The organism is Pseudomonas sp. Irchel s3h17 (assembly GCF_900187505.1).
Taxonomy (GTDB): domain Bacteria; phylum Pseudomonadota; class Gammaproteobacteria; order Pseudomonadales; family Pseudomonadaceae; genus Aquipseudomonas.
Window position 1 is genome coordinate 247,260 of sequence record NZ_FYDL01000003.1, and the last position, 12,188, is coordinate 259,447.

Here is a 12,188-nt window from a genome sequence, read left to right on the forward strand (position 1 = left end):
GCCCGCATGAGCGATATCCTTGCAGACAGCTTAGATGGCGTAGAACGCCGATCGCTGGCTGACTTCACCGAAAATGCCTACCTCAACTACTCCATGTACGTGATCATGGACCGGGCCTTGCCGCACATCGGCGACGGCCTGAAACCGGTACAGCGGCGCATCATCTATGCGATGAGCGAGTTGGGGCTGGACGCCGATTCCAAGCACAAGAAATCCGCGCGTACCGTCGGTGACGTGCTCGGCAAGTTTCACCCCCACGGCGACTCGGCCTGCTACGAAGCCATGGTGTTGATGGCCCAGCCATTCAGCTACCGCTACACCCTGGTGGACGGTCAGGGTAACTGGGGTGCGCCGGACGATCCGAAGTCCTTCGCCGCCATGCGTTACACCGAGGCGCGCCTGTCGCGTTATTCCGAAGTGCTGCTCAGCGAACTGGGCCAGGGCACCGCGGACTGGGGGCCGAACTTCGACGGTACGCTCGACGAGCCGCTGGTACTGCCGGCACGCTTGCCGAATATCCTGCTCAACGGCACCACCGGCATTGCCGTGGGCATGGCCACCGACGTTCCGCCGCACAACCTGCGGGAAGTCGCGACCGCCTGCGTGCGTTTGCTCGATGAGCCAAAAGCCACGGTCGAACAACTCTGTGAGCACATCCAGGGCCCGGACTATCCGACCGAAGCGGAAATCATCACGCCGCGCGCCGACCTGATGAAAATCTACGAAACCGGTCGTGGTTCGGTGCGCATGCGCGCCGTTTACCACGTCGAAGACGGCGACATCATCGTCACTGCGCTGCCTCATCAGGTCTCCGGCGCCAAGGTGCTCGAGCAGATTGCCGCCATGATGCAGGCCAAGCCGTCCAAGGCCCCGCAAATCGCCGACTTGCGCGACGAGTCCGATCATGAGAACCCATGCCGGATCGTGATCATCCCGGTCAACAGCCGGGTCGATCACGAAGCGTTGATGCAGCATCTGTTCGCCAGCACCGAGCTTGAGTCCACCTACCGGGTGAACATCAACATCATCGGCCTGGACGGCAAGCCGCAGCTGAAAAACCTGCGCGCGCTGTTGGTCGAGTGGCTGGAGTTCCGGGTTCAGACGGTCCGTCGTCGCCTGCAGTTCCGCCTGGACAAGGTCGAGCGTCGCCTGCACCTGTTGGACGGTTTGTTGATCGCCTACCTCAACCTGGATGAAGTGATCCACATCATCCGTACCGAGGAACACCCGAAAGCCAGGCTGATCGAGCGTTTTGCCCTGAGCGAAATCCAGGCCGACTACATCCTCGACACGCGCCTGCGTCAGTTGGCACGCCTGGAAGAGATGAAGCTGCGCGACGAGCAGGACGAGTTGCTCAAGGAGCAAGCCAAGCTGCAAGCGCTGCTGGGCAGTGAAGCCAAGCTCAAGAAGCTGGTGCGCAGTGAGCTGATCAAGGATGCCGAAACCTACGGCGACGACCGTCGTTCGCCGATTGTCGAGCGCGCCGAAGCCAAGGCGTTGACCGAGCACGATCTGCTGCCGAACGAAAAAGTGACAGTCGTTCTGTCGGAAAAAGGCTGGGTGCGTTCGGCCAAGGGGCACGACATCGACGCCACGGGCCTTTCCTACAAGGCTGGGGACGGTTTCAAGACGGCGGCTGCCGGTCGTTCCAACCAGTTCGCGGTGTTTATCGACTCCACCGGCCGTAGCTACTCGGTGCCGGCCCACACCTTGCCTTCGGCCCGTGGCCAGGGTGAACCGCTGACCGGTCGCCTGGCACCGCCGCCCGGGGCAACTTTCGAATGCGTGCTGATGCCTGAGGACGATGGCCTCTACGTCATTGCCTCCGACGCCGGTTACGGCTTCGTGGTCAAGGGTGAAGACCTGCAAGCCAAGAACAAGGCCGGCAAGGCGCTGGTGAGCCTGCCGAACAACGCCAAGGTGATCTTGCCGCGTCCGGTCGCTGATCGTGAGCAGAACTGGCTGGCCTCGGTGACCACCGAAGGCCGCCTGCTGATTTTCAAAATCAGCGACTTGCCACAGTTGGGCAAGGGCAAAGGCAATAAAATCATAGGTATCTCCGGCGAACGTGTAGCCAGTCGCGAGGAATACGTCACCGATATCGCGGTATTGCCGGACGGTGCGACGCTGGTGTTGCAGGCCGGTAAACGCACGCTGTCGCTGAAGGCCGATGACCTGGAGCACTACAAGGGTGAACGTGGACGTCGAGGCAATAAGCTGCCACGGGGCTTCCAGCGGGTGGATGCGTTGTTGGTAGAAGCTCTGGATTAAGTGCCTTAGGGCGCTCAATCTACGATTTAACGCGTAGATCGGTACTTTCGCGCTGGAGTCGAACGGCATATTCACGGATGATATGGCCTTTCAAGCGCCGGCGTGGTCGAGCGTTCGTTATATTGTTAGAGTATTTTTCACTGTGAGCGGCCGTGTGGCCGCCACCTGGATGGGATGATGACTGTTCTGCGCCTTCCTCTTTTTTTGTTGCTCGCAGGCTTTCTTGGCCTGGCGGGTTGCAGCGTTCACCAGCCGGTGTCGCTGTATCAACTGGACAGCGGCAGCCCTGCTCAGCCTGCGCAAAGCGCCGGCATGGCGGTGTTACTGGGTCCGGTTCTGATTGCTGATTACCTGCAACGTGAAACCCTGTTGCAGCGTCAACCCGACGGCAGCCTGCAAGCGTCCACCGATGGTCGTTGGGCGGGCAGCCTGTCTTCTGATATCAATCAGTTGCTGCTGCGGCAAGTGGCCGGTCGCCTGGACAGCCAGCGCGTAGTCCTGGCACCGGCAACGCAGGGCTTTGTCCCGGACGTGCAGGTGTTGCTGTCGATTACGCGCCTGGACTCGGGTGAGTCGCAACCGGCGATTCTCGACGCCCAGTGGCGCCTGATCGACCGTCGCGGCCAGGTGCGCGACAACCGTATCGTTCACCTGCAGGAACAGCACGCCGGTGGTACTGCGGCTCAGGTACAGGCTCAGGGCGTGTTGTTGCAGCGCCTGGCCGAGCAGTTGTCGGTGGCCCTCAAGCCGTTGGCCAACCAGCCGCCGATTGCCGATGCACCACGCAGCAAGCCATCGCGGGAAAAACCGACCGCACCGGCTGAGCCGGAGAAGCAACCGAAGATCCCGATGGCTTCGCCGATCCGCACCGACATGGAAGTGTTCCGCTTCTAAGCTCAATACTGCAGGCAAAGCCCGCCAAGTGCGCAATGCTGTTCAGTTAAGAAACGCTTGAAGCGAGTGAGAGACTCGTGGCGAGCGAGCTTGCTCGCGCTGGGGCGCGAAGCGCCCCCAACAAAGTGACTGCGGTCTTTCTGAACGAACTCGGCGATAGTTTTTGGGGCTGCTGCGCAGCCCAGCCCAGCGCGAGCAAGCTCGCTCGCCACGGGGGATGTATTGAGCAACCCTATCGTTAACTGAACAGCATTGCGCCAAGTGCGGGCTTTTTCGTGTCATCAAGCATGAGCGATCAGGTTCTGTGGCGACGGCGCTAGCAGCTGTTGCGGATCGAAGCGGTCCTGACAAGGCGATGGTGGTCTTTCAGAAAGTCCTTGGTGAGCTCGTTCGGGGGCTGCTGCGCCCGAACGCGGACCGACCAGCGGGAGTAAGCTCCCTCGCCACGGGATATGTACTCGCGACCCCCGGCAGGCGCGCCGCTTACCGGTGAGGGTATCGGGAGCAGGCAGCAAAAAGCCCGCGGATGATCACTCATCGGCGGGCTTTTGTTGTTACCGGTCAGGCTCAGCCTTTGGTGCTGGTCTCGTGCATGCGGGCCAGTTGGCGCTCAAGCATCGAGGGGTATGGCTCCATCAAGCGCTCGACGCAGCACGCACCTTCCGGGCTGGCGATCGGGCGGATCCGCGCGCGTTGGCGAATCAACACGTCGTCGCTGATCTTGCGCTCCACCAGCAGCAGGTTGCGGCTGTGCTGGGACAGGGCGAGGGCGTCCTGGGCGGTTTCGGTCAGCAGCAGGTCGATCTGGCTCAGGCCGAACAGCTCGTCACCCAGGGTCAGGCCCAGCTGCAATTGCAGGGTGATGCCGCTGTCAGCGACCTCGATCTGCAGTTGATGACCCAGGGCACGCAGCAGCTCACCGCAGCAGATGGCATTGGTCAGGTAGTCGTCGCCGCTGTCCTGAGTGTGGAACAGCATCAGCGTGCTGCCGTCGTTCAGGGTGTGCAGTTCGCTTTCATACAGCGAGGCAGCCTGATCCAGGCAGTCGCGGTAGCGATCCAGCAGTTCGGTCAGGCGAGTGCGCGGCAACCGGCGTAGCTGATCCTGAGCGCCCAGTTGCACGGCCAGTACGGCACTGTGCTGTGGAGCGGTTGGAACAGCAGGCTTGGGCTGCGGCTTGGCGGGTGCAGCGGTCGCATCGCTGTCGCGAAGGTCGGCGAACGGGTCTTCTTCGTCCGATTCGTCTTCTTCGGCGTTCACCCGATGCCGTGGTGCGGCCTTCACGCCTGTCACGGGTGCGCTCTCGTCGAAGCTCGGGTCGCGCAGGTTGCGTACTTCAAAACCGGATTCGGCTTCGTCGGTGTCGTCTTCATCGTCGACTTCAGGCTCGGGCACCGGTTCAGGCTCCGCCGGCTCTGGCGCGAAACTGCTGTGCAGCTGGCGGGCCAGGTCGCCGATTTCATCCTGGCGCTGAGTGGCCGGGGTGTGTTCGTCGATATCGCGCAGCCACACGCGCAGTTGCAGCAGTGGCGTGGAGATGTGCCGGCCCAGGCGCAGGCTCAGCGCCAGGGACAAGGCCAGCAGGATGGCGCTGAGAATGCCCATGCTTTGCAGGCTGATGGTCATCGGCTGTTCGAACTGATCCATGTCCAGGCTGATGCGCAATTGGCCGGCGGTCACGTCCTGGAAGGTGATCTTGCTCTCGTACATGCCTTGGGCTTCGCCCAGCAAGCCATGCTTGGGACGTTGCCCGGCCTCGGCGAGAATCCGGTTGTCCACGCTATAAATAGCGGCGTGGGCCACCAATGGGTTCTTGGTCAGGTTGTTCAGCAGCACATTGAGGCTGAGGATGTCGTTGGACACCAACAGCTCGGTGGCTGACGTCGCCGTCTGCGTGGTCAGGCTCTGGCCCAGGGCATCGGCCTGCTCGTGCATGGCCTGTTTGAACTGCAGACCCATCACGCAGGCGTAGATCACCAGGGCCAATGCGACCAGGATCACGTTATGGCTGGCAATGCGTAATGCAATCGGTACACGGCGATGGCGCAGTGCCCGGAAGATCAGCAGAAAGAAGTTGTCGGTTTTGACTGGCGTTGGCCGGTTCACTGAGCTCGGCTCTTTTGTCCGTGAAGTTGAGGCGCAGTATAGCGATAGCCCCCAGACCGGCAAAGCGCTGGCTGTGCCCGATGGTCACTGAATGTGGGTAGAATGCGGTTTTTTTCCACTTGCGGGGGTGCGCCTTGCGCGAAATCGTCCTGATAAACATCACGGGAGTCGACCGTCCGGGTCTGACTGCGGCCATTACCGGTGTACTGGCCCAGGGTGGTGTGAACATTCTCGACATCGGCCAGGCGGTGATCCACGACACCTTGTCGTTTGGCATCCTGGTCGAGATTCCCGATACCAAACAGGGTTCTTCGGTGCTCAAGGACATCCTGTTCAAGGCTTACGAGCTGGATCAGCAGGTGCGTTTCACGCCGGTTTCCGAAGAGGATTACCAGCAGTGGGTCGGCGCGCAGGGCAAAAAACGCCATATCGTGACCTTGCTGACACGCAAAGTGACCGCCGAGCAATTGCAGCGCGTGAGCTCGATCACGGCCAAGTATGGCTTGAACATCGACCATATCGATCGCTTGTCCGGGCGCATGCCTCTGGACACCCCGGCCGACAAGGGCAAGGGTTGCATCGAGTTCTCCGTTCGCGGTGAGGCCGCGGATCCGCAAGCCCTGCGTGCCGAATTCCTCAGCGTGGCTCAGGAGTTGAGCGTCGACATCGCCTTCCAGGAAGATTCGCTGTTTCGTCGCAACCGTCGTCTGGCGGTGTTCGACATGGACTCGACGCTGATCGAAGCCGAAGTCATCGACGAACTGGCCAAGGCGGCCGGTGTGGGCGACCAGGTGTCGGAAATCACCGAACGGGCCATGGCGGGCGAGCTGGATTTCCGTGCCAGCTTCAAGGAACGCCTGGCGTTGCTGCAAGGCCTGGATGTCAGCGTGCTGGACTCGATCGGTGCCTCCCTGCGCCTGACCGAGGGCGCAGAAACCCTGTTCGCCGAACTCAAGCGCCTGGGTTACAAAACCGCGATTCTGTCGGGTGGTTTCACCTACTTCGCCAAGCAACTGCAAGCCAAACTGGGCATCGACTACGTGTTCGCCAACGAACTGGAAGTGGTCGACGGTAAAGTGACGGGCGTGGCGGTCGAGCCGATTGTCGATGCCCAGCGCAAGGCCGATCTGCTGCGTGAACTGGCCCACAAGGAAGGTTTGCGCCTGGAGCAGACCATCGCGGTCGGTGACGGTGCCAACGACCTGCCGATGCTGGCGATCGCGGGCCTGGGCGTCGCCTTCCGCGCCAAACCGCTGGTCAAGCAGTCGGCCAAGCAGGCCATTTCAACCCTGGGGCTGGATGGGGTGCTGTATCTGCTGGGCTTGCGCGATCGCGACGGTCAACTGTAACAGCGCATGGCCTGAGTAAGTGCGGGTTCTGTGGGAGCAGGCCCGCATGCTAGAGGCCCCCCCCGTGGCGAGGGAGCTTGCTCCCGCTGGGGCGCGAAGCGGCCCAAGTAAGGCGATTACGGTCTTTCAGAAAGACCTCAATGACCTTTGTTGGGGCTGCTTCGCAGCCCAGCGGGAGCAAGCTCCCTCGCCACGGAGAACGCAATCATTACTTATGGGCAGGATCAGGCTTTCGGTGAGCCGAGACCCTGGCCCATTGTCACCGGCGAGCCAGCCGCCAGCTCTTCGGCCCACTGGATCTGGTCCGGACCAAACAAGACGACAGCTGTCGAACCCAGCTTGAAGCGACCCAGCTCGGCACCTTTTTCCAGGTGGATAGGCGCACGGGCGGCTTCGTCGTAGCGGAAGGTTTTCAGTTCGCGCTTGGGTGGCGTCACCAGGCCGGCCCAGACGGTCTCGATGGAGGCGACGATCATCGCACCCACCAATACCACGGCCATCGGGCCGCGTTCGGTGTCGAAAATGCAGGCAACACGCTCGTTGCGGGCGAACAGCTCTGGAACGTTTTCGGCGGTGGTCTGGTTGACCGAGAAGATCCGGCCCGGGATGTAGACCATTTCCCGCAGGGTGCCGGCCAGCGGCATGTGCACGCGGTGGTAGTCCTTGGGCGACAGGTAGATGGTCGCGAAATCGCCACCCATGAAGGGCGCGGCATTGGCGGCATCACCACCCAGCAGTTCCAGTACGCTGAAGCTGTGGCCCTTGGCCTGGAACACTCGACCGTGCTCGATCGGGCCAAGCTGGCTGACCGCGCCGTCGGCCGGGCTGAGGATCGCGCCCGGGGTCTGGTCCAGGGGGCGCGCACCGTCTTTCAAGGCGCGGGTGAAGAACGCGTTGAAGTGTTCGTAGGCGGTCAGGTCTTCGACCAGTGCCTGCGACATGTCCACCTGGTAGCGCTTGGCGAACCACGCGGTGAAGGCATTCTTGAACCAGCGCACGCGGCACTCGGCAATGCAGCCGGCCAGGCGCGACAGCAGGTGATGGGGCAGCAGGTACTGACTGAGGATAAACAAACGCTTTTTCATTGACTGTCCTTAAGAACCTTGAATCTCAACAGGCGTGTCGGGGTGGTTGCCCCATTCGCCCCATGAACCGGCGTAGCCCTTGACCCGCGGATAACCGAGCGCCTTGGCCACCAGATAGGTAAAGCCAGAGCGGTGGTGGGTCTGGCAGTGGGTGATCACTTCTTTGTCTTTGCTGATCCCGAGCTGTTCGAGGATTTGCGGCATGTCGGTACGGATGCGCAGGTTGCGCGCCTGATCCATGCCGGCAGTCCATTCGAAGTTGATCGCGCCGGGAATGTGCCCGCCCTTGGCCGCCAGCACTTTCTCGCCGGAGTACTCCAGGGGGCCACGGGCATCCCAGATGGCCAGGTCGGCGGCGCCGAGACGGCTTTGCAGGTATTCGCGGGTGGCGGTGGGTTCGTCGTGCAAGGTCAGTGGAACCGGGCCACCCACAGGTGGCGGGATCTGGATCGACATGGGCAGGCCTTCCGCCAGCCAGGCCGTCAGGCCGCCGTCGACATAGTGGTACTTGCCGTGGCCGATGACATCCAGCAGCCAGATGAAGCGTCCGGCCCAACCGCCGCCTTCATCGTCATACACCACGTAGACCGCATCGGGGTTGTGTCCCAGCTCACCAAACAGCGTTTCGAGTGCTGCCTGCGGGGGCATCAGCCCCGGGGCGGGGGCCTGGCCGAGTTGCGTGCGTTTCGGATCGACAAAGCGCGCGCCTGGAATGTGCCCTTCGGCGTAGCGGGCGGCACTGGTCAAGTCCACCAGTATCAGTTCGCGGGCATCGAGGCGGGTGAGCAGGTCGCCAGGTTCGATGACCAGCGCCAAGCCAGAGAAGTCAGACATGTGAGGTCTCCAGAGCACAAAGGGGAGGATTGTAGCGCAACGGCTATTGGCCGCGGTTGCTAAAGCTGTGCAGGGCCTTTTCGATGCACTGCACGGTTTTGCCGAACGCTTGTAGGCTGATGTCCGAAAAGGGCCCGCCGCCCTGATCCGCGACCACCAGCATGATGACCCGGCCATGGTTGGCCAGCGAGCGCAGCAGCAGGTGTTCGCCGCCGAACAGCGTGCGCAGGCTGCCCGGCAGCAGGGCCGAGAACTGGGTATGGTTGGCGGGTGTCAGGCGCAACTGTGCCGGCTGGGCCAGCAGTTTTTGCAGGACACTGCTCTGGCTGACTTGCAGGGTCAGCGTCGCGGTTTCCCCGGGCAGGCCAGCCATCTGGTGGACACGCAGGCTGGTCTGGCTGCGATCGACCATCAACAGCATCACCCGGCGCATGCCACAGGCCGCCAGTGCATCGCGGGCGCAAGTGGTCAGGTGCAAGGCGTTGGTGAAGCGGCTGGGTTCGTGGAGCAGCTCGGCACATTGCCGGCGCCATTTCACCAGGTCTTCGGCGGTCGGTGCGTCAGCCGCACGCAGCCCGCGGTGCACGCGGCGATCGCCCCAGGGCCAGAGCAGGGCCTCGGCAGGGTGCCAGAGATCCGGCATGGCGTGGTGGCGGGCACTTTGCGCGGCCTGTTGGTGCAGTTGCTGTTGCAACTGATCCATCGGCATCTGCAGGTAGAGGCTGGTCAGGAACTGCCAGCGCAAGCTATGGCGCCCGTCCCAGGCGTGTTGGGCCGACAGCGCCAGGCCGTTGGCCAGCAATACGGTATTGGCCGGTTGGTTGAGCCAGCGGCGCAGGGTCGGATCGTCGTCCAGGCGATTCTGTTGGCGCAACGGATGATCCGCGTCACGGGCGATGTGCAGCACCTTGGCCAGTTCCCGTTGTTCACTCAGCAACAGGCGATAGCCTTGTGCGACCCAGACAGGCAGGCGCCAGACATCGACCAGTGCCTGGCAGAGTTCGAGCAGGCGCACCCCGAACAGTTCTTTCTCGACGTCATGGGCCGGTTCGCCTTTGTGGATAACCCTCAGCTCCCAGTCTTCCAGCAGTTGTGGATAACTCAGTGCCAAAGGCCACAGGGGGGACAGGAACAATAAACTGCCCCAATGAATGTCCTGCCACAGTCGCGCCAGGCGACTGGCAAAAAAACCGTTGGCCTGCTGGGTGGCGTGCTGGCTGATCAGTTGCAATTGCCGCAGGGCCGGCGGGATGTCGTTCCCGGGCACTGCTGGCAGGCGGGCGAGCAGTGCTTCCGTGCGTTTGAGGCCCAGGCGAGTGATCGCCACCTCAAGGTTTTCGCAGGGTTCGGTCAGGCTGCCGTGGGTGTGGCGGTTGGCCTCGCGAATGACGCTCAAGGCCAGGGCCGGGCTGTCTTGCATCAGCTCGGCGATATCGCGCAATGAGCTGCGGTTGTTGCCGATGGCTGTGCAAACGCGGTCGTGACTGGCTTGCGGCACGGGCAAGGTCACGCTATCGAGCAGCTTGACCCAGCCTTGGAGTGTGGTCGGTTTCGCAGTTGGAACGTTCGTTTCGTTAGCCATGGTTGGGCGCGATCATCATTGACTTCAAACACGCCCGGAATGGGCCAAATTGGCTTTTCGCCATAACGGGCTACAGTCTGGCGCAGTTTTGCCGATAAGTAGAAGAAGAGATTTTTTGCCTTCCGAATATGACCTTGAACCCGACTTAAATAAGTACCTTCTATCTATGGCTAAAATTATCGGCATCATCGTCGTATTCGCGAGCGTGCTCGGCGGGTACGTGCTTTCCCACGGCAAGATTGCCGCCCTGATCCAGCCCTTCGAGGTGATGATCATCGGTGGTGCGGCCTTGGGGGCATTCCTTCAAGCCAACCCCGGCTACATGACCATGCACGTGTTCAAGAAGTCCTTGAGCATGTTCAGCACGCGCTTTACGCACGCCTTCTACCTGGAGGTGCTGGGCCTGATCTACGAGATCCTCAACAAGAGCCGCCGTGAAGGGATGATGGCGATCGAGGGCGATATCGAAGATGCCGCGGCCAGTCCGATTTTTGCCAAGTACCCGACGGTGCTCAAGGACGAGCGCATGACCGCGTTCATCTGCGATTACTTGCGCATCATGTCCTCCGGCAACATGGCTCCCCATGAGCTCGAAGGCCTGTTCGACATGGAGTTGTACAACCTCAAGGAAAGCCTGGAGCACCCTTCCCATGCGGTCAACGGCATCGCTGATGCCATGCCCGGCTTCGGTATTGTCGCGGCGGTCCTGGGGATTGTGGTGACCATGGCCTCCCTGGGCGAGGGCGACCAGAAGTCCATCGGTCTGCACGTGGGTGCGGCGCTGGTGGGGACCTTCTTCGGTATTCTCGCGGCCTACGGTTTCTTCGGCCCGCTGGCCCATTCCCTGGCCCATGATGCCAAGGAAGAACTGAATGTCTACGAAGCCATCAAGGCCTCGCTGGTGGCTTCGGCTTCCGGCATGCCGCCATCGCTGGCGGTGGAGTTCGGGCGCAAGGTGCTGTACCCGTCGCACCGTCCGAGCTTCGCCGAGCTGGAACAAGCGGTTCGCGGTCGCTAAGTCATGGAAAATAATCAGCCGATAATCATCAAGCGCGTCAAGCGCATTGCTGGCGGGCATCACGGGGGCGCCTGGAAAATCGCCTTCGCTGACTTCGCGACGGCGATGATGGCGTTCTTCCTGGTGCTGTGGCTGTTATCCACGGCCACGCCCGAGCAGAAGATCGCCATTGCCGGTTACTTCAAGGACCCGATCGGCTTCTCGGAAAGCGGCACGCCTTACATTATCGATCTGGGGGGCTCGCCGGAGCTGGCGCCGGACAAGACCCTCAGCCCGGAGGTCAAGTCCCAGCCGCAGCCGGACAAGGTGACCATCGATACCGAGCAGGTTGAAGGGATGGCCGAGCAGGTCGAGCACGAGCGGCTCGAGTTGTTGCTGCAAGAATTGCAGAACAAGGTCGAAGAGAACCCGCAACTGCAGAAGTTCAAGGACCAGATCCTGTTCGAAATCACCCCGGATGGCTTGCGGATCCAGATCATCGATTCGGAAAACCGGCCGATGTTCGACTCCGGCAGTGCGCGCTTGAAGCCGTACTTCGAAGACATTCTGCTGGCCATGGCCGACACCATCAAAGCGGTGCCGAACAAGATCAGCATCAGTGGCCACACCGATGCCAAGCCGTATGTGGGCACCGGTGATTTCGGCAACTGGGAACTGTCGGCCAACCGCGCCAACGCTGCACGCCGTGCCCTGGTGGCCGGCAGCTATCCCGAGCAGCAAGTGGCGCGAGTGGTGGGGTATGCCTCCTCGGCCCTGTTTGACCGCAAGAACCCGTTCAACCCGGTTAACCGGCGTATCGACATCGTGGTGCTGACCAAGAAGGCCCAGCGCGCCATCGAAGGCGAGCAAGGCGCCGAGCCTGCGCCGACTTCCGGGCAGGGCGCGCCGGGGGAAGTGCCAGCCACGCCGGTTGACCCCAACGCGTTGCCGGCGGACAAGCAACCGCTGCCGGCCCATGAGTTGCGCGAGCGTTTGAACCTGTTTGACGACCCGCCGCCGAAACCGACAGAAGCGCCCAAGCAGTGACCCATGAAAAAGCCGACAGCGAT

General features: G+C 61.8%; 9 protein-coding genes. 5 read left to right on the plus strand and 4 right to left on the minus strand.

Annotation, left to right across the window (positions count from 1 at the left end; genetic code table 11):
* The first annotated feature begins 6 nt into the window (after positions 1 to 6).
* Positions 7 to 2,271 carry a DNA topoisomerase IV subunit A gene (parC, locus tag CKW25_RS05195; protein WP_095078125.1) on the plus strand — a complete coding sequence of 755 codons (2,265 nt, stop codon included), beginning with the start codon at positions 7 to 9 and terminating at the stop codon, positions 2,269 to 2,271.
* Positions 2,272 to 2,448: 177 nt separating this feature from the next.
* Positions 2,449 to 3,165, plus strand: a complete 717-nt coding sequence (locus tag CKW25_RS05200; protein ID WP_095078126.1) for a membrane integrity-associated transporter subunit PqiC — start codon at positions 2,449 to 2,451, stop codon at positions 3,163 to 3,165.
* A 567-nt stretch (positions 3,166 to 3,732) separates the two neighbouring features.
* Here CKW25_RS05200 and CKW25_RS05205 read toward each other — a convergent pair.
* Positions 3,733 to 5,271, minus strand: a complete 1,539-nt coding sequence (locus CKW25_RS05205) for an AhpA/YtjB family protein (protein WP_095078127.1) — start codon at positions 5,269 to 5,271, stop codon at positions 3,733 to 3,735.
* A 134-nt stretch (positions 5,272 to 5,405) separates the two neighbouring features.
* On the opposite strand from CKW25_RS05205, the gene serB reads away from it, so the two are divergent.
* The gene (gene serB / locus CKW25_RS05210) at positions 5,406 to 6,620 is read left to right on the plus strand and encodes a phosphoserine phosphatase SerB (RefSeq protein WP_095078128.1); all 1,215 of its coding nucleotides are present in this window, start codon (positions 5,406 to 5,408) and stop codon (positions 6,618 to 6,620) included.
* 224 nt (positions 6,621 to 6,844) lie between these two features.
* On the opposite strand, the gene asd is transcribed toward serB, so the two are convergent.
* The 3 genes from asd to CKW25_RS05225 are packed head-to-tail and all read right to left on the minus strand — an operon-like array spanning position 6,845 to position 10,121.
* Complete coding sequence (asd, locus tag CKW25_RS05215) at positions 6,845 to 7,705, minus strand: archaetidylserine decarboxylase (protein WP_095078129.1); 861 nt, start codon at positions 7,703 to 7,705, stop codon at positions 6,845 to 6,847.
* 9 nt (positions 7,706 to 7,714) lie between these two features.
* Positions 7,715 to 8,539 carry a rhodanese-like domain-containing protein gene (locus CKW25_RS05220; RefSeq protein WP_095078130.1) on the minus strand — a complete coding sequence of 275 codons (825 nt, stop codon included), beginning with the start codon at positions 8,537 to 8,539 and terminating at the stop codon, positions 7,715 to 7,717.
* 43 nt (positions 8,540 to 8,582) lie between these two features.
* Positions 8,583 to 10,121 carry an HDOD domain-containing protein gene (locus CKW25_RS05225; RefSeq protein WP_095078131.1) on the minus strand — a complete coding sequence of 513 codons (1,539 nt, stop codon included), beginning with the start codon at positions 10,119 to 10,121 and terminating at the stop codon, positions 8,583 to 8,585.
* 166 nt (positions 10,122 to 10,287) lie between these two features.
* Between CKW25_RS05225 and motA the strand changes: the two genes are divergently transcribed.
* Together motA and motB are read left to right on the plus strand one after the other, a co-directional pair.
* Complete coding sequence (gene motA / locus CKW25_RS05230; RefSeq protein WP_095078132.1) at positions 10,288 to 11,139, plus strand: flagellar motor stator protein MotA; 852 nt, start codon at positions 10,288 to 10,290, stop codon at positions 11,137 to 11,139.
* Positions 11,140 to 11,142: 3 nt separating this feature from the next.
* Positions 11,143 to 12,165 (plus strand): flagellar motor protein MotB, encoded by a 1,023-nt coding sequence (gene motB / locus CKW25_RS05235; protein WP_095078133.1) that lies wholly within the window; start codon positions 11,143 to 11,145, stop codon positions 12,163 to 12,165.
* Positions 12,166 to 12,188: the final 23 nt, after the last annotated feature.

Bases quoted from the DNA above. Each gene is read 5' to 3' on its own strand.
- parC (WP_095078125.1), top strand. From the start codon at position 7: ATGAGCGATATCCTTGCAGACAGCTTAGATGGCGTAGAACGCCGATCG.
- CKW25_RS05200 (WP_095078126.1), top strand. From the start codon at position 2,449: ATGACTGTTCTGCGCCTTCCTCTTTTTTTGTTGCTCGCAGGCTTTCTT.
- asd (WP_095078129.1), bottom strand. From the start codon at position 7,705: ATGAAAAAGCGTTTGTTTATCCTCAGTCAGTACCTGCTGCCCCATCAC.
- CKW25_RS05220 (WP_095078130.1), bottom strand. From the start codon at position 8,539: ATGTCTGACTTCTCTGGCTTGGCGCTGGTCATCGAACCTGGCGACCTG.
- CKW25_RS05225 (WP_095078131.1), bottom strand. From the start codon at position 10,121: ATGGCTAACGAAACGAACGTTCCAACTGCGAAACCGACCACACTCCAA.
- motA (WP_095078132.1), top strand. From the start codon at position 10,288: ATGGCTAAAATTATCGGCATCATCGTCGTATTCGCGAGCGTGCTCGGC.
- motB (WP_095078133.1), top strand. From the start codon at position 11,143: ATGGAAAATAATCAGCCGATAATCATCAAGCGCGTCAAGCGCATTGCT.